Raw genomic sequence first — 19,922 nt, forward strand, 5'->3', positions numbered from 1 at the left:
TCTCTAGCCCGAAAGGTAATCATCCACCCCGCCTGACAGGCCAGTGTGTACACCTGTATAGCTGCCGCCCACCTTGATTGAGTAGACCCGCCATGCGAATAACAAACGACCCTTTCTCACAGAAAGGCAGCAGTACGGAACATACCCGTGCCGCCCAGGAACAGTCGCCAGACGGTATGGATGCAAGTTTTTTCACATCGATGCTTGAACGCCCCACGAGCGCGATTTCTGCCAAGCCTGAAGTCTCGCTCCTTTTGACAGAGGCTTCAAAGCACCTCAGTCACTCAAGAGATGGCTTCGCAAAAATAATCCGCTCAACCAAAAAAGGTATAGATGTTGAGGCCATCGGTACTTACCCACGAGAATTATATAACGCACAACTCACATCACAACTCATGGTGAAATGTCTGGCCAAGACAACACAGTGCATCGACAAGATCAGTAACATGCAGTCCTGAGCATGAATAACTCTCTGCGTGTCGCTTTAGTTTTGATCATGGCTTTTATATTGAGCGGGTGCGGTGACCGCGTGGAACTTCATCGCCAATTGTCCGAGCAGGAAGCCAATGAGGTCGTCGCCGAGTTGGCTGATAAACATATTCGTGCGCAAAAGACCCCCGCCAAAGATGGAGTCGTCGTAACGGTTAATACAAACGACATCGGGCGCGCCGTACGTACCTTGGAAGCCGCCGGCCTTCCTCGACTCGCGCGGGCCACCATGGGCGATACATTCCGCAAGGAAGGGGTCATTTCCACCCCCTTGGAAGAGCGTGCCCGCTACATCTATGCCTTATCCCAAGAGCTGGAAACCACTTTGTCCAAGATCGACGGCGTAATTGTCGCACGCGTGCATGTGGTATTACCTGAACGCATAGCGCCTGGAGAGCCCGTCCAACCCGCCTCTGCTTCTGTGTTCATCAAGCATGATCCGCGCCTTGACCCCGACAACATCCGTGCGCGGGTCCGCAGAATGGTGGCAAGCAGTATTCCCGGGATGACCACGGCGGTAGATAACCCGCAAAAACTCACCGTAGTGTTTGTACCGGCGTCCACTTATCAAGAACAGCAACGCCTGGTGTATTTCGGCCCTTTCCTGGTGCCCGGCGACGATCTCGGCTTCTGGCGGACCAGCATGATGATTTTGCTGCTCGGTCTGGCTTCGGCCGTGGCCGCCACGGTCTTCCTCCAAGCGCGGCGCAGGCGTTACTCCCAGGAGCCGGCGTTCAAAGAGGGCTCAACGGGGTCAACGCATGGCACCTAGACCCGATCATCTGATGCGTGAACAACTGGCCTGGGCTCAGTGGTGGGCTTTTCCCTGGAAACAGGCTCACGAGGACTGGCGAGGCGAGGAGTATCGTGCGATTGAAAGGCTTTTTTACAGCGGTCGGTCAGCGCCAGACAACCTTACGGGTTTCAAAGCCTGCTTGCCTGCTGCGCCTCACGCTACCGTGCTTCGGTTGGCCCTGGCCACGACGGACCAACTCAACCTGGTGCTGGCATTGGTCAACCACATGTTCAACCCCCAAGCCTCATCATCATCATCATCGAGTGAAAGTCATCACCAGTGGTGCATGCGCCTCTCCATGGCGCTGCACCCTTCCATGCTGCCCCCAAACTCCGATCCACTGCGACTGCTTCATAGCTGGGTTGAACCCGCTACCTGGCAGCGTCTTCGATTGCGCTTCCCCCGTACGCGTGTGAGCGAGGCCGAAATAGCAAATGCCCCACTCGAAAATGCAAGCGGTCGATTAAACACGCTCTGGCAGGCCGTCGTCTGGTGCGTCACGACCATGACGAGCGGCAACATGCCCCCGTCTCGCACGAGCGAGGAAAACAGTGATGTTATGCCGACATACTATTGAGTTACGCAGCGACGCATCCGGCGCGCGAGCAAGCCTTATCAGGCGCGAAGAGCTTGCCCATTGGGAACACGCCACCCACCTCTTGAGCAGCGCCAAGGCCCAGGCCGACGAATTGATAAGTATGGCCGAGAAAAAATGCGAGGCCATGCTCGAACAAGCCTCATTGGAAATCTGGCAACGCGCCGACGCTCAACTCCAGCAATGGGAACGGGAACGTCAAGCGATGTGTGACAACCTTGAACGCTATGCGACCGCCATAACCAACCAAGCCATTCGCTGCCTGCTCGACGAGACGCCTGCCCCGCAAAGGCTCGCGGCGCTGTTAACGCATTTGTTGCAGAGCCAAGTCCAGGAAGTCAGCGCGACGTTGTTCTGTCATCCCCTTGATCTTGAGGAGATAAGGCAGGGCCTTGCCCGTCACAAGAGCAGAACCTGGAAGTTAAGCGCCGACGACACGGTTCATCTTCAGACCCTCGTACTGAAGACAGATGAGGGAGACTTCCGTATCAGCTGGGACGCCATGCTCGACACTTTTTTCAAGCAGGGCAACGACTATTTGATCGAGATCTAATCCTACAAACATAGAGACTTTCTTTATGTTAACCGCTCAGAACCGACTGTTTAAATTCATCCGTAAACAATAGAAACCAGAGGGAAAATCATGGATTTTTTCAAAGAGCTGACTCATTCGATTGCCCGAAATAAAACATCTACCTACAAGGAGTTCAAATCCGGCTTCGAAGAAAGCCTGGCCGCTGAAGACAGCGAATTATTTCACAACTTGGTAACGCGCAGAGAGGTCACCTTTGCGCTTTATAATGAGCACGGTAAAACCGTCAACCAAATGCTTAAAACAACTATTGAAAGCTTTCAGTAGATGAAGGCGCTCGTGAGTGACTGGTTGAGCAGCGGAAAGGAAAAAATCGCTCTATTTGAGGGCGACGACGAAGTCACCCTGCAACGTCAGGGAGACACCATTTTATTGGGCGCTCAACTGACCTTTTCTCTACCCGATAACTCAGCCTTGCAAGGCTGGCTGCGCCTGGGCGCGGCCAGCCTGAATCATTTTCAAGGTGCATTGGCGCAAAAAGCCGATACGGGGGCGCTATGGGTGATTAACAGCCTGCGCACCGACCGTGGAGAAGCCGGCCTGCTTGGCTGCCTTGAAGCCCTCCTCAACCAACGCGACACATGGCGCGCAATCAATGCACGACTTGCTCGCCCAGTTCAAAACCTCAAACCCACCCCGCTAAGTTCACGTTCGTACTAATCAGAGAACTGTCTATGTCTAACAAGACCCATAAGGGCAATCGCTCGTACCTTGGCTCGCCTGCCGTTACAGCCAAAAGAACCCACTGGCGGAATGTGTTTTTGTTTTCCTGGTTGCTGGTTTCAGCACAAAGCGCGCTGGCCGCCATCCCTTCGGAATGGAAAAACACCGCCTACGCTTATGAAGCCGAGCATAAGCCAGTGCGGGACGTACTCGAAGATTTCGCCCAGACCTTCGGTACACAACTGCAGATCGAGGGCCTACTGGAGGGCATCGTCAATGGCAAGATACGCGCTAACACGCCGCAGTCATTGCTCGACCGCTTGGGGGTAGAACACCGCTTCCAATGGTACCTGTACAACAACACGCTCTACATCAGTACGCTGGACCAGCAAGAGTCAGCGCGCCTGGAGGTCTCCTCCGAGACCATTGCCGACCTCAAGCAAGCCCTCACTGATATCGGCCTGCTCGACAGCCGCTTCGGTTGGGGTGAGTTGCCCGAGGACGGCATCGTGTTGGTCTCAGGGCCTCGGCGCTATATCGAGCAAATCAAACAGTTCAGCAGCCAACGCCGCTCGGTGGACGAAAAACAGAGTGTGCTGAGTTTCCCGCTGAAGTTTGCCAATGCGGCGGATCGCCACGTGGATTATCGCGGCCAGAAGATCACCATTGCAGGTGTTTCCACCATTGTGCGGGGCTTACTGGAGCCACGCTCCAATGCGACAACCCCTGCGTTGGCCCAGCGCCCCGCCTCACAGCCCGCCCCTCTCGTACCCAACGTTCCCCGCTTGAGCAACCCGTTGCTGGGGCAGATGCTCGGTACAAACGGCACTCCCATGTCAATGGATATTGGCGCCACGCTCACCCCGCGCGCGCCGGCACCCACCAGCCGCATTCGCGTCGAAGCCGATATGCGCAATAACGCGGTGCTGATCTATGACCTGCCAGAACGCCAGGCCATGTACCGCGAGTTGATCGCCCAACTCGATGTGGCGCGCAAACTGGTGGAGATCGATACGATCATTCTGGATATCGAGCGCACGCAATTGCGTGAGTTCGGTGTGAACTGGGGGTTTCAGAACAGCCGCTTCCGTGGCGGCGCGAGCCTGGCGCCGGGCACATCGCAACAATTGTCGATCGAAAACCGCGACCGTTTTTATGCCGATATACGCGCACTGGAAGCCAAGGGGCTGGCGACCATGGTGTCCAACCCCTCCGTGCTGACCTTGGAGAACCAACCGGCGGTGATCGACTTCAACCGCACTCAGTACCTGACACCCGGTCGTCAGAACGCAACCATCCTGCCGGTCACCGTAGGTACCAGCGTACAGGTCGTGCCGCGCGTCATCACCAGCCGAGGCAGCCATCAGATTCACTTGGTCGTGGATATCGAGGACGGCATGTTCGACGAGTCCAACCCCAATCGTGACCTCAATAATCTGGATGTGCGCCGCGGTAACGTCAGCACCCAGGCGGTCATGGCGGAAAAGCGCTCAATGGTGGTGGGCGGATTCCACGTCACGGAAAGCGCCGACAGGCACAACAAGGTACCGCTGCTGGGCGATATCCCACTGCTGGGCAAGGCGTTGTTCTCGTCAAGCGAACGGCAGAACAATCGACGTGAACGCCTGTTCATCATCACCCCACGCGTCATCGGCGACCAGGCCGATCCGTCCCGCTACTTGCCTCAGGCAGACCAGGCCGAGTTGCAGACGGCCCTTGCACCACTGGCCAGGCGCAACGCCCCTCACCAGCCTGAGATCAAGCGTAGCGACATCATCAGCACATTGGCGCATCTGGTGACGGGGGAAGTGCCCAAGGCCTTCAAGTTGGCGCCCATGCCCCTGGGGTTGAACACGCTGTGCAGCCCCCGCGATTTGCTGGCGCTGAACACCGAGCGCAGCCAATGGTACGCAGGCCCCGAGTACAACGTCGCCGTCGTGGTGATGCGCAACCAGTTCAACCGCAATGTGCGCATCGATGAAAAAGAATGCAGCAACTCGCAGACGTTGGCCGTCACCGTGTGGCCACGCGCCTGGTTGAAGCCGGGAGAGGAAGCCGAAGTCTTTATCGCCATGCGCCCGGTGAAGAAGGATGAACACCTCAGCGTACCGCGCCCTACCTTGATTACTCCTGTTAAAAAGGCCCGACCATGAAGCATCCATTGTTGTGCGTCACCCTGATCGGCGCGGCGCTGCTCGTCAGCGCTTGTACCCCAACATGCAAAGGCGACTCGTGCTCACGCCCGCAGTCGACCGAGCAGAAGATGGTGATCTGGTGGCCCTCGCACATGCGCGTCCAGCCTGGCCCATCCGGGGAGCGGCCGGATTACCAGACAATATCGCTGGAGCGCTGAGTATGACGGAAATGCCCGACGATCAACGCCAGGTATTTCTGAACGAACTGGTGAGCGGCACCGCCACTCACCAGCTTCTCGCCCCTGGTATCAAGGTGTGCACGTTGCAAGCGGGTAGCTGTTCGGGGCTGGCTTTGCAGGTCGCGCGCGAAGCGCTGCAAGCGGGGCAATTACAACGGGTATTGCAGCGCCGCTTCGAGCAGGCCCAGGTATTCGACGGGTGCTTTATCTACCTCGATGCCCAGGATGCCATGGTGATCTGGCATGCATTGCCTACCCCCCACGGCGCCCTGGACAGAATCATCAGCCGGATGCTCTCGCTGGCCAGTCTCAGCGCGCTTGACCCCAGTGCCAGCCGCTGATCAGCGCTGGTCAAGTTCCGGGAGCTCCAGCGTCTCGCGCTTGGCGTCATCATCCAGCTCGCGCAAGGTGCGATAGATCAACGCCACGGCCTGCAGGGTTTCGCGAGGAATGCTGGCTCCCAGCTTTTTGGTGTAGATCGTACGGGCCAACCACACGCACTGAATCACTGGCACTTCGGCGGCCTTCGCGCGCGCGATCAGTTTTCGCGCTTCGTCATCCGTGCCTTTACTGATCAGCAGGGGCAGAGGCGTGTTGCCAGGACGGTAATACAGGGCGACCGCAAAGTGCGTCGGGTTGACCACCAGCATATCGGCCTCTTCCAGCTTGGGCAGTTTGACCTTCGGCTCCTCTTGGGCCAGTTGCTGCGCCAACTGACGGCGCTGGCCCTTCACATGGGGGTCGCCTTCCATGTCCTTGTATTCTTTGACGACCTCAACCTGTGTCATGCGCATACGCTTGGCGAAGAAGTGCTTCTGCAACGTCAGATCGATCAACGCCAACACCAGTAGCAGCCCCAGGCAGGCATGCAGCAAGTGACGGAACAACGCGATCAGCGCCAGCAGGTAACTTTGCAGGTCGCTGTTGGCAAGATTGATCAACGCCCCCAAAGAGGGCCAAACCACTACGTACACAATCAGGCCCAGGAGGAACGCCTTGGCGATGCTCATCAACAGGTTCATCAAAGACTGGGCAGAGAACATCTGTTTGATCTGGCTGATAGGGTTGAGGCGATTGAAATCCAGCTTCAGCGTTTGCGGAGCGAACAGCAAGCCGAACTGCATCCAGCTGCCAATCAGCTTCGCAGCAATCGCAAGCCCGGCCATCAGCAGAGAGAACGAGAAGAACATGACCAGGCCCTCCACCAGCACTTCTTCCAGCGCCCGTGCAAACGGCTGGCTAAAGCGAGACATTGGGAACACCATCAGTTGCTGAAAGCGCTGCAAGCTGGTCTGGGCAGTGAATAAAGCGACCTCACTGATAGCCGTCAGCGCCAACAGCTTGCTCACATCCTGGCTTTGCGCGACCTGACCTTTATTGCGTTGGTCACGCAGTTTTTTGGCGGACGCCGGGTGCTTTTTTTCTCCCGAATCACTCACGGTGCCGAGACCGTGAACAGAAGCCCCAAATAGTGTTTAAGGTCACCCAGTTGGCTCATACGCCCGACAATAAGATCCTGCAACAATGCAAAGTACAGCAGCAAAATACCGATTCCCGCCAGGCATTTGACCGGCGGCGCCAAGGTACTCACTTGCAATTGCTGGCTGTAGACGCCCAGCAACGCGATGCCAAATTCCATCAGCAACAACACGGCAATAAAGGGCGCAGCGTAAAGCATCATGTGCATGAAAGTGTCACTCAGCATCCCGACAAATACGCTCATGCCATTAGCCGCTGGAAACGGAAACCACACGGTGGGGGGCCAGATCAGGTAACTGTCCCAGATCACCTGGGTCAGCGAGCCCAACCCCAGAACGGCCATCAACAGGTAAATCGCCAGTTGCTTGAACATGTGCCCGATGGGCGTCGCGTCCGGCCCCAGTGACGGGTTAAGTTGGCCACCCGCCAAGGCGCCGCGCTGGTTGTCCAGCAGTGCCCCAACCGACTCGAACATCCAGAACGGCATCGCCAACAACACCCCCAGCAGCAACCCCAACGCCACCTCCTTGAGCATCAGCGCACCGAGCATCAATGCTGAATGGTCCTGCCCCGCCAAAGCATCGTGAATACCCGGAGCGGGCAGCAGCGCCATGACCATGACGATGGTGTGCCGAGGCAGCCCCCTCACGTGCTGAAAACAAAACGCCGCCACCAGGATGCCACAGGGGTAGATACGCGCCATGCCGATCACCAGGCTGGGCAGATAGTCAAGATAAAGCAGCACAGGCAACGCCTCAGTTCAGGGCCGAACGGCCGATCATTTCAAACGTCAGGTTGATCAGTTGGATCAACTCCACGCCAATCCAGCGGCCCGTGAGGATTAAGGTGACACCCACCGCCACTAGCTTGATACCAAAGGGTAATGTCTGGTCCTGGATCTGCATCAGTGCTTGTACCAGGGAGGTCAGCACCCCTACTACCACCGCCACGATCAGCGGCGGCGCCGACAGTACAACCACTAGCAACATGCCCTGCTTGAACAGCACGATAGGTTCCATACGCCACTCAGAGATAGGAAAGGAACAGGCTGTCGAGCAACCGCGACCAGCCAGACACCAGCACGAACAGCAGCAGCTTGAGCGGCAGGGAAATGGTCATCGGCGAGACCATCTGCATGCCCAGCGCCAGCAGCAGGTTTGAAACAATAAGGTCGATCACGATGAAGGGAATGTAGATCAGGAATCCGATCTCGAACCCCGCCTGCAATTGCGAAAGCACAAAGGCCGGAATCAGCAGGATAAGGTCCTCACGCTGTACCTCCTGCGCCATTTTCGCTGGCCACAGACGTGCGGTGTTTTCCAATAGATGGGTCAGTACATCCGGGTCCACATTACGCAGCATGAAGGCCCGCAATGGAGTGATGGCTTCATTGCCGGTACTCAGAAACGTTTGCACGTTGGTCATGTCCAGAGGCGAAGCCTTGAGGTTCTCGGCGATCTCATACCCCACCGGTGCCATGATGAACAAGGTGGCAGCCAGGGCGATTCCGTTGATGGCCATGCTTGGAGGCACCTGTTGTACGCCAATGGCATTGCGCGTAATCATCAGCACAATCACGATTTTCAAGAAGGCTGTACACACAACCAACAGCATGGGCATCAACGACAACGCCCCCAGAAATACCGCCAGGACTATCGGATCCAGCCCTTGAAGTATCATCGACCGAACACCACTCGAGACAACTGCAATCCCAGACGCCCGTCAACTTCCACCAACTTCCCCTGGCCAATGGGTCGATCACCGTAATACAGACCCGCCATGCCTGGGGCGAAACCGGCAATGCCCAGCACCGAGCCGGGCACCAGGTTACGCAGCTCCCCCAAGGTCAGGTTCAGTGTTCCGCAGCGTACGCTCAGCGTCATGCTCAACTCATCGAACGGCTCGGGGCCGAATACGTCCATTACAGGTTCATCGTTTTCATGCCCCGAGTAATGAGGTACAGCTAAATCGTCGTCCACGGACATGTCCTCGATAGAAGTAAGAGTGAAACGCAACCGCCCGTTGTCATCGTCAATACCGCCATGCAGGCGCTCTCTGCCAACCGGCACATAACCGCTGCCCAGGGCCTGGAAATAAGTCTGTTGAAGCACCAGCACATCGCCGGCCCGCAGGCTGCTGGCCTGTGCAATCGGTAATTGCAACCGCCCAAGGGTCACGGCAATTGCCAGTTGAAACGACAACGGCAGCGGCGCAGCCGTGGCCTGCCAGGAACTCGCCTGGTGCAATGCCAAAAAGCTTTCGGGGCTCAACCAGGCATAACCCTCAGCCCAGGATGCCCCCAGGGTCACGGTAAGGCGGCAGCCAAACCCCATTGGTCGCTCGGCGTGCAGCAATCGCACATAACCCAACAACGACCGCACTTCGGGGCTCAGGTAATACTGGAACAACGCCCAGAACCAGGAATCTGGCTCGTTGTCGGCCCCAGCGAGGGTCACCGGACACTCGCCCAGCAGGCTGAGTAACGGCCCTGCCTTTGCAAGCGCCAGCACGCCGCACTGCGTGTCAAAGCACACCGCTTCACTGCCAACTGGCGCACGTCCAGGCTCAAGCCGCAGCTCACCGGCCTGACCCGCGACATGGAACGGCAGGTACAGGCCGCGCCCCAGTCGGTTGCGTGCGGCAACCAAGTCGCTCTTGATCGACGGGAATGTCAGTAGCGGTACGATCATAGGTTGCCGACGCTTGGCACAAGCACGCTGACTGGCCGCCCCAGTGCTTGCGCAAAACGCTCCTCACACTGCTGTCGTACGCCACTGAGCCAGCGTGCCGTGGCGCCCTGTTCTGCTTCCAGCTCAATGGTCCAGGCGCTCTGTTCTCGGCGCACGCTGGCATTGATCCGTCCCAGACGTGGCAAGTACAACACTGCCTGCAACGGCCATTGCGAACCGGCCAATACACGCGGCGCCAGCTGTTCGGCGAGCGCCTCGATCATGGCGATACCGGATGCTGATTTTTTTCCCGATAAGGAGGCTCCCGTCCCTGTGCCCTCACGCTCATCAGCAAACAGCCGCGCAAACAGTCGCCCTTGCTCCCAGGGCACCACGCCCGCTGTTCCCGGCTCACGTTCTTCCCGTGGCTCACGCAGGGGCGGTCTTTGAGGGGGTTTATTAGCAACCTTAGTCATGCCGGCTCCCGTGCCAGTAAAAGTGATAACTCCTGTAACTTTTCGACCTGTCGCAAGCATTCGGTGGCTTGCCTCTGGGCTTTGCCAACGTGGTTTTCTTTTTCTGGCCGTTGACTGCGCAGCGCCTCAAGCTGACCCTCTTCGCGTTGGGTGCTGGCGGATAAGGAACGTTCCTGTGCGCGCCAGGATTTCAGGCCCGTCAAGGTCAGGATCTGGTCCTGATGCTGACTAAGCAGCTGAGCACTTTGCCGGGCTTCCTCCTGACGAGTGTGTTCAAGCGCATCCTGGGCCTGCTGGATATGCGCCAACAGGGCCTGCTGCGCGCGCTTGGCCTCACGCAGGGCACGTTCGGCCCGATCGGCCCGGTGCCTGCGCAGGCGCCGAAGCGTCTCCACTTCACCGAGCAGCACGTCAGAATGGGACATGGGTGGTCAGCTCCTTGAGTTGCTCCAGCGTGACGGCCATCGGCGAGGGTTCACGCAAATCCTGGCGCAGGAAACCATCCACCGCTTGGCGACTGTTCACGGCCAGGTCCGTCAGGGCATCGCTGCCAGGCTGGTACTCCCCCAACTTGAGCATCAGCTCGATCTGTTGGTACGCCGACAGCAAACGTCGCAACGCCGTGCCTGCGCGGATATCCTCAGGTTCTGCAACGTTGCTCAATATTCGAGAAAGGCTTGCCAGCACATCCACCGCCGGATAGTGCCCGCGCTCAGCCAATTTGCGCGACAGCACGATATGGCCGTCGAGCAGCGAACGCACTTCATCGGCCACCGGGTCGTTCATGGAGTCTTGCTCGATCAGCACCGTGTAGATCGCGGTGATCACACCGTCACGGGTCAACCCGGCGCGCTCCACCAGGCGCGGCAGCAAGCTGTACACCGAAGGGGGCAGGCCGCCGCGCCCCAGGGGTTCGCCAGCCGCCAGGCCGATTTCGCGCTGGGCCCTGGCGAAACGGGTCAGGGAGTCAATCAGCAGCAGCACGCGTTGGCCCTTGCGCCGAAAACCTTCGGCCAATGCCGTTGCGGTGAACGCGGCGCGGGCGCGCTCCATGCTGGAGCGATCAGACGTAGCGCACACCAGTACCGCTTTAGAGCGCAGTTGCTCATCCAGCTCATGGTCGAGAAACTCACGCAGTTCGCGTCCCCGCTCGCCGATCAGGCCGAACACGATGACGTCGCATTCGACGTTACGAGCAATTTCGGCCAATAAGGTCGTCTTGCCGCAGCCGGCCCCGGCGAACAGACCAACGCGCTGGCCTTCACCGAGCGTCATCAAGCCATCAATGGACCGTACACCGGTGGCCAGTGCACGGTTGATACGCGGCCGGTCGGTGGGCAAAGGCGCTTCACACAGCACCGCACTGGTGTCCGGCAGTTCAGACTCCACAAACGCGCTGGCACCCTGGCCCGTGATCGGCCGCCCGAAACCGTCCAGTACCTGGCCCAACAGCGCCTCGCTGACCTGCACTCGGTGCGAAACGCCCAGGCGCTCAACACCGGCGCCCACTCGCACGCCTTCGAGGTTGCCCAGGGCACTGAGCACCGCATCTTGCTGATCAAAGCCGATGATTTCGGCGAGCATGAAATCACCCGGGCCTTTTTCTACCTGGCACAAGTCGCCGATGCGCGCCTGAGGCAGTCGGCACTGCAGCAGCATGCCATTGACTCGCTGGATTCGACCGCGCATCGCCACCGGCGCAAAGCTGCTGACTGCCTGGGCCTGGCGTTGTTGCCAGGCGTCCAGACGTGCTTGCAATGGCGTGCTCACCAATGCACCTCATAACGCTGTGCGCCGTCAAAAACCACCTTGCTGTTGTCGATCAACACCAGGCGTAGCCCGTCTACCTGATCCCCCAGAAAAAGCCGGCTGCCCTCTTCAAGAACCACGTGGCCGTTCGGCCCGCCCACTATCTGCACAATCCTGAACGGCAAGGCCTCATCACGCACACGCACACGGCTGATCACCGGCACCGCACTGTCGAATTGCTCACCAAAACGGCTGAGCATCCGCGACACCAGCTCCACATCCTCCTGGGAAACATCCCCGCTCAGGACGACTTGGCCGTTAATGACTTGCAAGCCAATGCGCGGGCTCAACTCACGCTCGCCAAGCATCTTCAGCAGCTGTTGGCGCACGTCGACCGGTGAGGCCAATTCGTGTTTGTCGGCCACCGCAGGCATCAGCGAAGCCTGGGCTTCATGCTCCCCCGTGGAGACCATGCCCACCACCGCGATGATGACCGCCATCACCAGCACCAGGCTGATCAAGCGCTTTTGCTGCGAGTGTGGAATGGACGATAACTTCAGGGCCGGCGCTGGCTCATCCGGCGACGGCAACGCAGTAGATATCGGCGCCGGTGGCTCAGGCCACGGATGGTCCGCCAAGGTGACACACAACCTGACACTGCCCACCAGAAAGGGCACGTTCATTGCCAGGTTCGGGAGCTGCGCCATGGCCTGGCCATCGGCACCATACAACAGCTCCGCCTGGGCCTGTACCGACCAGTTAGCCTCAGAAAACCGTAGCAGCGCATGATGTTCGGCACCCCCCGGATCGCTCAGCATCAAGTCAGCGTCTGCCTGGGCTCCAATGCTCCATTGTTCGCCGAACAACGGTAATGCAGCGCCCTGGCGCAGCCCATCAAGCACCCGTAACTCATACATCATCGAGCCCTCCTTTGTACTGCCCACGACAAGGGGCTCATGCCACGGCCCCGCGCATCAACGTTTCCTGGCCCAGGTCAATGCGCCCCAATACCTTGACCTTGGAGGTGCTTCCCAACTCAGCGAAAGACAGCACCGGCACATGGTTGAACTCTTCCAGCAGCAAGGTACGCAGAGGGCTGCGCAAGTCTTGCGCCACCAACATCACACTTTTGCTTTTGGCCCTTAGAACAAAGGCTTGGTTGAGCAGGCTGATAAAGGCCGCGCTGTGGTTCTCGTCCAGCGCAAAGAACACGCCGGTCTGGGTCTGGCGCAGCGCCTCGCGCAGGATGTTTTCGCTCTGCGGAGACAACAACCAGGCATGCAGGCCATCGGTCTCGCTGTACTGGTGGTAGATCTGTGCCTTGAGGGCAATGCGCGCATAGTCGGCCAGGGCTTCCGGCTCACGCTCGTGCTGCCCGTACTCGATCAGCGACTCGACAATCAGTCGTACCGCCCGTAGCGGTACGCCTTCACTGGCCAGGCGTTGCAAGACCGCGGAAAACCGCGACAACGGCATGATGCGCTGCAGTTCCTGCACCAGTTCCGGCTGGTTATGCTCAAGCCAACTCAAGATCGACTTGCTCTCCTGAATCCCCAGGAACTGTGGCCCGCTGAGCATCATTGCCTGCCTCATGCGCTCGAGGATTAGTTGCGTGGCCGTGAAGCGCTCCAACTGCGGGTCATCGAGCAGCGGATCATCAGGGGGTAACCAGAGCCAATCCTGTTCATCCCGCTCCGCCAGCCCCGGTATGGCGTGCTCTGGCTCAACCGACAGCACCTTGCGCTCAACGGCCACATGATTGACCACTGACGCCCTGACCATGGGCACCTCATGCACGCAAAAACGCATTTCATCGACGGCCAGGGAGTCATCAAGTTCGACTTCGAACGGCGGCAGCGTCAGGCCAATATTGGCGACCAGTGAGTTTCGCGACTGGCGAATCCCATGGATCAGATCCGTCACCTCAGGCGTTCCGCGCAGAACGGGGGGAAACTGCAGCAGGTAAGGACGCGAAGGGTCAAAACCGCGCAAGTCCTCTTTACCGTTCTCTTCAGGGCGGACGACTTCAGCGGCCTCGTTAGCGGGTTCTGCCTGTCGCTGACGCTGACGTACCAGGTAGTACCCCACACTCCCGGTGATCATCGCGATAAGAATAAACACCAGGGTAGGCATGCCAGGCACCAAGGCAAACGCAAGCATGCCCACCGAGGCAATCACCCAGCTCTTGGGTTCGCTGGTCATTTGCCGGGCAATTTCGACGCCCATGTTACTGACGCCTTTGCGTCCATCCGGCGCTACGCGGGTGATGATCATGCCCGCAGTCAGAGAGATCAGCAGCGCTGGAATCTGCGCTATCAGGCCATCGCCGATGGTCAGTACCGAATACAGCGAAATGGAATCGGCAGCGCTCAGGCCGTGCTGGAACATCCCCGTGGAAAAGCCGCCCAACAGGTTGACCACGACGATGATCAAACCAGCGATGGCGTCGCCTTTGACGAACTTCATGGCGCCATCCATGGCCCCGAACAGCTGGCTTTCACGCGACAGCTGATCGCGTTTATCGCGCGCTTGCACGCCGTCAATCAGCCCGGCACGCAAGTCGCTGTCGATAGACATTTGTTTACCCGGCATTGCATCCAGGCTAAATCGCGCCGCGACTTCGGCAACCCGCTCCGAGCCCTTGGTGATCACCAGAAAGTTGACCAGCGTCAGGATCAGGAAGATCACCATCCCCACCGCCAGGTTTCCCCCCACCACAAAATTACCGAACGCCTCAACGATGTCACCAGCGTCCTGTTCCAACAGGATCAGGCGTGTGGTCGCGATCGACAGGGCCAATCGAAACATGGTGGTCAACAATAGGATCGACGGGAACGACGAGAACGCCAAAGGGCCTGGTAGATAAAGCGCTAGTACAATCAACAGGCAAGATATGCAGATATTGAGCGCGATCAGAATATCTACCAGCCAGGTCGGCAGTGGCACGATAAAGATAAAGATAATGGCCATGACCACCACGGCGCCCAGCACTTCAGCTCGCTGTGCCACTTTGAGCAATAAGCCATTGATGGTCGACAGCAAGGTCACGTCATAGCCCCGGCCAGCGCAGGAGAGCGCTGGGTTGCGCCATCGATCCGGTTCAGTTCGTCCATCACCGCTACAAACTTGAACAAGCTTTCCTCACGAACTCTGGTGTCAGGCCACAAGGCCAAGGGTAACTGCCGGATCAGAGGGTAAAGCGCGTTGAGAGCTGTCAATTGCCTGGTAGGCGAACCACTCCCCATCTCATTGCCCAACCGCAGAATTTCATCGGCGCCTATGCCGCTGCTGGCATATCCGAGCAGGCGCTGCAGCAGCGTAACGGCCTCATCCTCCATCTCCAGGCGCTGCTTGCACGTCACGCAACTGGCCAGCACTGCGCTCAACTGCCCGCAGCTTCGCAGCCCCACCAGCAAGGAGCGCAGCAATGGTGTAGGCATCGAGGACACCAAGGCGGCAATATCGTCTGCCAGGGCTTTACGCATCACGTTAAGCCCTTCTTGAAACCCATCACCGCCGTATACACCCAGCAAGGCCTGCATCATTGTTGCCAGGGATTGGCGCGTGACCACGCTGGCGTAGTAGAGCGAACGTAGCGCCTGGCGTTCCTCGGGGTCCGCGCAGGCCGCTTGCAATGCCACGGCGATATTTAGGCCGGCCTGGATTTGCCCCTTGAAACGAGCCTCCAGCTTGGCAATCGCTGAACGCGCCAAGGCAGCCTCGGATTTACGGATTTCAGTATCGGCCTCGTTCGCCAGGTGCTTGAGCACCACGAACGCACGCGCCGGGTCGCCGCCCGCAATGTCGAGCAGCTTTTCCACACTGGCGCTTTGCAGCAACTGCATCCTGATTCGGCGCGAAACCGAAGCCATGCTCGCTTGAGCCGGATGGCCCAATTGGTCATAAAGCTCCACCAGCTTTTCAGCCGCAGGCACGCGCACGCCCATCTGCCGATGGGCCAGCGGAAGCTTGTTGAGCTCCACTTCCTGATTGAACAGATGGGCCAGTTCGTCGACACCCTTCGCAGGTGCAGGCACGGAGGTAGTGTGGATAACAGGTTGATCCGGGCGCTGGACCGCTTGCACATCGTTGCGAGATTCGACTTTCATGGACAGGCCAATTCAGGAAGAGTGTTTTCCCTGTGTGGTGAGGCCCACCCATACGGTTCCATTGAAATGTGAGACTCAGGCGAGTTTGAAAGGACTTGCACAGGCGCCTGTTTCCCACGTGCAAAAGCTTGCGTAAAAACGCATTATTTCAAAAAAATTACATATATAAATCAGCCACTTAAATGGTTTTTTCTGTTTGGCACAGGCAGTGCTATCGGGTTCCTGTCGATACGTTTTCGACTGCGTCTACCTTAAGGAAAAAATCATGAATATCCCTATTGAAGCCTTAGTTCACCTTGGTGGCAGTTCGCCTCAATTCATGCTCCATCTGACAGACGACCAACAGAAAAAACTCCGGCGCTTTATTCACAAACGGGTACTCAACCCAGAAGACGCGGATGATCTATTGCAACTGACTTACTTGGAGGCCTGGCGCAATCGCGAGCGTTTCAGTGGTACCGCGACGCTGAGTACCTGGATGTGCGGTATCGCCCAGAACCTGATCCGCAATCACTTCCGGCGCCTGTATGCCAAGCCCGCCCATTGCGAATTCGACGAGTCGCTGTGGCATGGCCATGAAGAAAGCCACAGCCTGGACTGGGAATTCGAGGTCAACCGGAGACTGGAAAATACCCTGAGCGCGATCGATCACTTGCCCACAGAAATGCGTAGGACGTTGTATGCCTCGCTGGAAACCGATGGCAGCTACCAGGACACCGCCGACGTACTGGACATTCCTATCGGCACCGTGCGCTCGCGCCTTTCACGGGCACGCGAACAGCTCAAGCGCGTCACCCACACCCCACTGCACCCGTAAGTTGAATTAGCCGGTCAAGCGTTGGGCGACAGGGATATCTGCCCAACACTGTCGGACTTGGCCCGCGAGTAAACCTTCAAAGACACCGAGCTTCTTCTGCTCCCCCTCCTCCACGGTGCATTCGCCACCGCCCGTCGCCAAAATCAGCGCTTTGGCTTAAACAGTTGAAAGCGTAGAAAAAATTTCAACAAAACGCTTGACGCTTTGCCGTTCCAAGCGAATAATGCGCGCCACTTGGCTACATAGCTCAGTTGGTTAGAGCATAGCATTCATAATGCTGGGGTCCGGGGTTCAAGTCCCTGTGTAGCCACCAAGTACTAAAAACGGCTTACCGAAAGGTAGGCCGTTTTTTTATGCGCGCAAAAAAACTCCCCAACTGTATTTTGACGCCCCCCACCCCCACTGTTAGTGTCCAGCCTCCCCTCAACACGGAGTGCCCCGATGCAACTGGACATCTACCAAGTCGACGCTTTCAGCCACCATCCCTTCGGCGGCAACCCGGCAGCGGTGTGCCCACTCACTGAGTGGCTGCCCGACGAGCAACTGCAGCAGATTGCGGCCGAGAACAATCTTTCGGAAACCGCGTTCTTCGTACCCCGTGGCGACTTCTATGAGTTGCGCTGGCTCACCCCGCAAGTGGAGGTGGACCTGTGCGGCCATGCCACGTTGGCGGCCGCGTGGGTGTTGATCCATCAGATGGCGGACGCCCCGCAGGTGTTGCGCTTTGCCACCCGTAGCGGCGAGTTGCGGGTAACGCGCAATGGCGATGAGCTGGCGATGGATTTTCCGGCCAAGAACCCCGAACGCTGCGAGCCGCCCCACGGCATGTTGAGCGCCCTGGGGCTTGAAACCGCCGAGGTGTTTGGCACCGACGACTACATCGTGCTGGTGGAGGATGAAGCGCAGGTAGCGGCCCTCACACCGGATTTCGCACGGCTCAAGGGCCTGCCTAAACGCGGGATTGCGGTAACCGCCAAAAGCACGCGGTTTGATTTTGTCTCGCGCTGGTTCGGCCCGAATGTCGGCGTCAATGAAGACCCGGTTACCGGTTCGGCGCACACCTCGCTGGCACCGTTCTGGGCCGAACGCCTGGGCAAATCGCAATTGAGCGCCGAGCAAGGCGGCCAGCGTAAGGGCCAGTTGCGCTGTGAGCACCAGGGTGACCGGGTGATTATTTCCGGCAAGGCCGTGCTGTACATGCAAGGCACGATTTACCTGTAAAACGCAGTAGCCCAAGGACAACAGCCCCTTCTCACCATGAACGGAGTTCAGCGCGTGTTTTTGATTTCCCGCCGCAGCCTGACAGTCATCGCCGCCACCCTGGCCCTTGCCGCCTGCCACACGCCGGTCAATGAACAGCCACCGGCCCCGGAGCTGGGCTCGGGCTACCGCACCGACCTGAGCACCCGCCACGCCGAGCGCCATATGGCCGCCGCCGCCAACCCTCTGGCCGCCGAAGCCGGGCGTGAAATGCTGCGCCAAGGCGGTTCGGCTATTGATGCGGCGATTGCCATGCAAGCGGTATTGACCCTGGTGGAACCACAGTCTTCCGGCATCGGCGGCGGTGCATTCATCATGCTGTGGGATGGGCGCAACGTGCAGGCTTACGACGGCCGCGAAACTGCCCCGGCCGGCGCGACACAGCGTCTGTTCCTGAAGGCCGACGGTACGCCGATGGCGTTCACGGATGCGCAGATTGGCGGGCGCTCGGTGGGCACGCCAGGGGTATTGCGCGCCCTGGAAATGGCGCACAAAAAGAACGGCCAGTTGCCATGGGCCAAGTTGTTTGAACCGGCGATTCGCCTGTCGGAGCAAGGCTTCGCCATTTCCCCGCGCTTGCACAGCTTGATCGCCGCTGACCGCTTTATCGCGCAATCGCCCGACATGGCGGCGTACTTCCTGAATGCCGATGGCTCGCCAAAAGCCACCGGTACACTGTTGAAAAACCCGGCACTGGCCGCGGTGTTCAAGCGCATCGCCAAGGAAGGGCCGGACGCACTGTACCAAGGCCCGATTGCCGATGAGATCGCACGCAAGGTGCAGGGCCACCGCAATGCCGGCAGCTTGTCCCAGGCCGACCTCAAGGGCTACGCCGCCAAGCAACGCGCACCGCTGTGCACCGACTACAAACAATGGAAGGTCTGCGGCATGCCACCGCCGTCCTCGGGCGGGATAGCCGTGGCGCAGATCCTCGGCACACTGCAGGCCCTGGAAACCCGCGACCCGCGCCTGGCCATCGCCCCGATGACACCGGTCAAGAGTGCTTCGCCGGCCGGGTTTGAACCGACACCCGAGGCCGTGCACCTGCTCGCCGAAGCCGGGCGCCTGGCCTTTGCCGACCGCGCGCTGTACGTGGCCGATGCAGACTTCACCCCCGTCCCGGTTGCCGGTCTTGTCGCACCAGGTTACCTGGCACAACGCGCCACGCTGATCGGCGAGCGCAGCATGGGCATCGCCAAGCCGGGGCAACCTGCCGGTATTCAGATGGCGTATGCACCAGACCGCTCGCCGCTGCGCATCTCTACCTCCCAAGTGGTGGCGGTGGACGACCAGGGCGGCGCCGTGTCGATGACCACCACGGTGGAAGCGGCATTCGGCTCCCATGTGATGGTCCAGGGCTTTTTGCTCAACAACCAGATGACCGACTTCTCATTCATCCCCGAAGAAAACGGCCAGCCTGTGGCCAACCGCGTGCAACCCGGCAAGCGCCCGCGCTCGGCCATGGCGCCGACCTTGGTGTTCGACCGCAACACGGGCGAGCTGCTGGCCACCGTCGGCTCCCCCGGCGGCTCGCAAATCATCGAGTACGTGAGTAAATCCCTGGTCGCCATGCTCGACTGGAAGCTCGACCCGCAGGCAGCCATCAGCCTGCCCAACTTCGGCAGTCGCAATGGTGCTACCGAGCTGGAAGCAGGGCTGTTCAGCCCGGCGCTGAAACAGACGCTCAAGGACAAGGGCCACGCCCTGAGCGAGATCGAGATGACCAGCGGCGTGCAAGCCATCCTGCGCACACGGGATGCCCAGGGCAAGGTGACGCTCAGTGGCGGTGCTGACCCTCGGCGTGAAGGTGAGGCGTTGGGTGACTAAGGGGTTTTGATCAACGGAGAATGCACG

22 protein-coding genes and 1 tRNA gene are annotated in these 19,922 nt (G+C 58.9%); 12 read left to right on the plus strand and 11 right to left on the minus strand.

The window, feature by feature from the left end:
- Window positions 1-92: 92 nt before the first annotated feature.
- From DK871_RS12800 to DK871_RS12835, 8 genes are all read left to right on the plus strand, one after another.
- Complete coding sequence (locus DK871_RS12800; RefSeq protein WP_161905291.1) at window positions 93-458, plus strand: type III secretion protein; 366 nt, start codon at window positions 93-95, stop codon at window positions 456-458.
- Window positions 459-460: 2 nt separating this feature from the next.
- A complete protein-coding gene (gene sctJ, locus DK871_RS12805; protein WP_161905292.1) occupies window positions 461-1,261 on the plus strand; it encodes a type III secretion system inner membrane ring lipoprotein SctJ in 801 nt (266 codons plus the stop codon).
- Between the two features lie 578 nt (window positions 1,262-1,839).
- On the plus strand, window positions 1,840-2,433 hold the full coding sequence (gene sctL, locus DK871_RS12810; protein ID WP_161905293.1) for a type III secretion system stator protein SctL: 594 nt from the start codon (window positions 1,840-1,842) through the stop codon (window positions 2,431-2,433).
- Between the two features lie 90 nt (window positions 2,434-2,523).
- A complete protein-coding gene (locus DK871_RS12815; RefSeq protein ID WP_161905294.1) occupies window positions 2,524-2,739 on the plus strand; it encodes a type III secretion protein in 216 nt (71 codons plus the stop codon).
- Window positions 2,740-3,132 carry a type III secretion protein gene (locus DK871_RS12820; RefSeq protein WP_161905295.1) on the plus strand — a complete coding sequence of 131 codons (393 nt, stop codon included), beginning with the start codon at window positions 2,740-2,742 and terminating at the stop codon, window positions 3,130-3,132.
- A 14-nt stretch (window positions 3,133-3,146) separates the two neighbouring features.
- Entirely contained in the window at window positions 3,147-5,288 is a 2,142-nt protein-coding gene (gene sctC, locus DK871_RS12825) for a type III secretion system outer membrane ring subunit SctC (protein WP_161905296.1), read from the plus strand.
- The gene (hrpT, locus tag DK871_RS12830; RefSeq protein ID WP_161905297.1) at window positions 5,285-5,488 is read left to right on the plus strand and encodes an HrpT family type III secretion system protein; all 204 of its coding nucleotides are present in this window, start codon (window positions 5,285-5,287) and stop codon (window positions 5,486-5,488) included. Before sctC ends, hrpT begins: the two co-directional genes overlap by 4 nt.
- Window positions 5,489-5,499: 11 nt before the next feature.
- Entirely contained in the window at window positions 5,500-5,850 is a 351-nt protein-coding gene (locus tag DK871_RS12835) for a transcriptional regulator (RefSeq protein WP_161905329.1), read from the plus strand.
- On the opposite strand, the gene sctU is transcribed toward DK871_RS12835, so the two are convergent.
- The 11 genes from sctU to DK871_RS12890 are packed head-to-tail and all read right to left on the minus strand — an operon-like array spanning window position 5,851 to window position 15,991.
- Window positions 5,851-6,948 (minus strand): type III secretion system export apparatus subunit SctU, encoded by a 1,098-nt coding sequence (gene sctU / locus DK871_RS12840; protein WP_161905298.1) that lies wholly within the window; start codon window positions 6,946-6,948, stop codon window positions 5,851-5,853. It lies immediately after the preceding gene.
- Window positions 6,945-7,733, minus strand: coding sequence for a type III secretion system export apparatus subunit SctT (gene sctT, locus DK871_RS12845; protein WP_161905299.1), 789 nt, complete (start codon window positions 7,731-7,733; stop codon window positions 6,945-6,947). The genes sctU and sctT overlap by 4 nt, the downstream gene beginning before the upstream one ends.
- A 10-nt stretch (window positions 7,734-7,743) precedes the next feature.
- Entirely contained in the window at window positions 7,744-8,007 is a 264-nt protein-coding gene (gene sctS / locus DK871_RS12850) for a type III secretion system export apparatus subunit SctS (RefSeq protein WP_014716816.1), read from the minus strand.
- Between the two features lie 7 nt (window positions 8,008-8,014).
- Window positions 8,015-8,668 carry a type III secretion system export apparatus subunit SctR gene (gene sctR / locus DK871_RS12855; protein WP_161905300.1) on the minus strand — a complete coding sequence of 218 codons (654 nt, stop codon included), beginning with the start codon at window positions 8,666-8,668 and terminating at the stop codon, window positions 8,015-8,017.
- Window positions 8,665-9,678, minus strand: a complete 1,014-nt coding sequence (locus DK871_RS12860; protein WP_161905301.1) for a FliM/FliN family flagellar motor switch protein — start codon at window positions 9,676-9,678, stop codon at window positions 8,665-8,667. Before DK871_RS12860 ends, sctR begins: the two co-directional genes overlap by 4 nt.
- On the minus strand, window positions 9,675-10,133 hold the full coding sequence (locus tag DK871_RS29670; protein ID WP_014716813.1) for a type III secretion system HrpP C-terminal domain-containing protein: 459 nt from the start codon (window positions 10,131-10,133) through the stop codon (window positions 9,675-9,677). The genes DK871_RS12860 and DK871_RS29670 overlap by 4 nt, the downstream gene beginning before the upstream one ends.
- On the minus strand, window positions 10,130-10,558 hold the full coding sequence (locus tag DK871_RS12870) for a YscO family type III secretion system apparatus protein (RefSeq protein WP_161905302.1): 429 nt from the start codon (window positions 10,556-10,558) through the stop codon (window positions 10,130-10,132). The genes DK871_RS29670 and DK871_RS12870 overlap by 4 nt, the downstream gene beginning before the upstream one ends.
- Complete coding sequence (locus DK871_RS12875; protein WP_161905303.1) at window positions 10,545-11,903, minus strand: FliI/YscN family ATPase; 1,359 nt, start codon at window positions 11,901-11,903, stop codon at window positions 10,545-10,547. Before DK871_RS12875 ends, DK871_RS12870 begins: the two co-directional genes overlap by 14 nt.
- A complete protein-coding gene (locus DK871_RS12880) occupies window positions 11,900-12,799 on the minus strand; it encodes an FHA domain-containing protein (protein ID WP_161905330.1) in 900 nt (299 codons plus the stop codon). The genes DK871_RS12875 and DK871_RS12880 overlap by 4 nt, the downstream gene beginning before the upstream one ends.
- A 37-nt stretch (window positions 12,800-12,836) precedes the next feature.
- Window positions 12,837-14,930 (minus strand): type III secretion system export apparatus subunit SctV, encoded by a 2,094-nt coding sequence (gene sctV, locus DK871_RS12885; RefSeq protein WP_161905304.1) that lies wholly within the window; start codon window positions 14,928-14,930, stop codon window positions 12,837-12,839.
- Window positions 14,927-15,991: a TyeA family type III secretion system gatekeeper subunit gene (locus DK871_RS12890; protein ID WP_161905305.1), complete on the minus strand. Its 1,065-nt coding sequence runs from the start codon at window positions 15,989-15,991 to the stop codon at window positions 14,927-14,929. The genes sctV and DK871_RS12890 overlap by 4 nt, the downstream gene beginning before the upstream one ends.
- Window positions 15,992-16,256: 265 nt before the next feature.
- On the opposite strand from DK871_RS12890, the gene DK871_RS12895 reads away from it, so the two are divergent.
- From DK871_RS12895 to ggt, 4 genes are all read left to right on the plus strand, one after another.
- Complete coding sequence (locus DK871_RS12895) at window positions 16,257-16,808, plus strand: RNA polymerase sigma factor (protein WP_161905306.1); 552 nt, start codon at window positions 16,257-16,259, stop codon at window positions 16,806-16,808.
- Between the two features lie 236 nt (window positions 16,809-17,044).
- A tRNA-Met gene (locus DK871_RS12900) sits at window positions 17,045-17,121 on the plus strand.
- A gap of 128 nt (window positions 17,122-17,249) precedes the next feature.
- The gene (locus DK871_RS12905) at window positions 17,250-18,029 is read left to right on the plus strand and encodes a PhzF family phenazine biosynthesis protein (RefSeq protein ID WP_161905307.1); all 780 of its coding nucleotides are present in this window, start codon (window positions 17,250-17,252) and stop codon (window positions 18,027-18,029) included.
- 36 nt (window positions 18,030-18,065) lie between these two features.
- Window positions 18,066-19,895 (plus strand): gamma-glutamyltransferase, encoded by a 1,830-nt coding sequence (ggt, locus tag DK871_RS12910; RefSeq protein WP_161905308.1) that lies wholly within the window; start codon window positions 18,066-18,068, stop codon window positions 19,893-19,895.
- Window positions 19,896-19,922: the final 27 nt, after the last annotated feature.

The organism is Pseudomonas sp. L13 (assembly GCF_009935965.1).
Taxonomy (GTDB): domain Bacteria; phylum Pseudomonadota; class Gammaproteobacteria; order Pseudomonadales; family Pseudomonadaceae; genus Aquipseudomonas; species Aquipseudomonas lactis.

Bases quoted from the DNA above. Each gene is read 5' to 3' on its own strand.
- DK871_RS12800 (WP_161905291.1), top strand. From the start codon at position 93: ATGCGAATAACAAACGACCCTTTCTCACAGAAAGGCAGCAGTACGGAA.
- sctJ (WP_161905292.1), top strand. From the start codon at position 461: ATGAATAACTCTCTGCGTGTCGCTTTAGTTTTGATCATGGCTTTTATA.
- sctL (WP_161905293.1), top strand. From the start codon at position 1,840: ATGTTATGCCGACATACTATTGAGTTACGCAGCGACGCATCCGGCGCG.
- DK871_RS12815 (WP_161905294.1), top strand. From the start codon at position 2,524: ATGGATTTTTTCAAAGAGCTGACTCATTCGATTGCCCGAAATAAAACA.
- DK871_RS12820 (WP_161905295.1), top strand. From the start codon at position 2,740: ATGAAGGCGCTCGTGAGTGACTGGTTGAGCAGCGGAAAGGAAAAAATC.
- sctC (WP_161905296.1), top strand. From the start codon at position 3,147: ATGTCTAACAAGACCCATAAGGGCAATCGCTCGTACCTTGGCTCGCCT.
- hrpT (WP_161905297.1), top strand. From the start codon at position 5,285: ATGAAGCATCCATTGTTGTGCGTCACCCTGATCGGCGCGGCGCTGCTC.
- DK871_RS12835 (WP_161905329.1), top strand. From the start codon at position 5,500: ATGCCCGACGATCAACGCCAGGTATTTCTGAACGAACTGGTGAGCGGC.
- sctS (WP_014716816.1), bottom strand. From the start codon at position 8,007: ATGGAACCTATCGTGCTGTTCAAGCAGGGCATGTTGCTAGTGGTTGTA.
- sctR (WP_161905300.1), bottom strand. From the start codon at position 8,668: ATGATACTTCAAGGGCTGGATCCGATAGTCCTGGCGGTATTTCTGGGG.
- DK871_RS12860 (WP_161905301.1), bottom strand. From the start codon at position 9,678: ATGATCGTACCGCTACTGACATTCCCGTCGATCAAGAGCGACTTGGTT.
- DK871_RS29670 (WP_014716813.1), bottom strand. From the start codon at position 10,133: ATGACTAAGGTTGCTAATAAACCCCCTCAAAGACCGCCCCTGCGTGAG.
- DK871_RS12870 (WP_161905302.1), bottom strand. From the start codon at position 10,558: ATGTCCCATTCTGACGTGCTGCTCGGTGAAGTGGAGACGCTTCGGCGC.
- DK871_RS12880 (WP_161905330.1), bottom strand. From the start codon at position 12,799: ATGTATGAGTTACGGGTGCTTGATGGGCTGCGCCAGGGCGCTGCATTA.
- DK871_RS12890 (WP_161905305.1), bottom strand. From the start codon at position 15,991: ATGAAAGTCGAATCTCGCAACGATGTGCAAGCGGTCCAGCGCCCGGAT.
- DK871_RS12895 (WP_161905306.1), top strand. From the start codon at position 16,257: ATGAATATCCCTATTGAAGCCTTAGTTCACCTTGGTGGCAGTTCGCCT.
- DK871_RS12905 (WP_161905307.1), top strand. From the start codon at position 17,250: ATGCAACTGGACATCTACCAAGTCGACGCTTTCAGCCACCATCCCTTC.
- ggt (WP_161905308.1), top strand. From the start codon at position 18,066: ATGAACGGAGTTCAGCGCGTGTTTTTGATTTCCCGCCGCAGCCTGACA.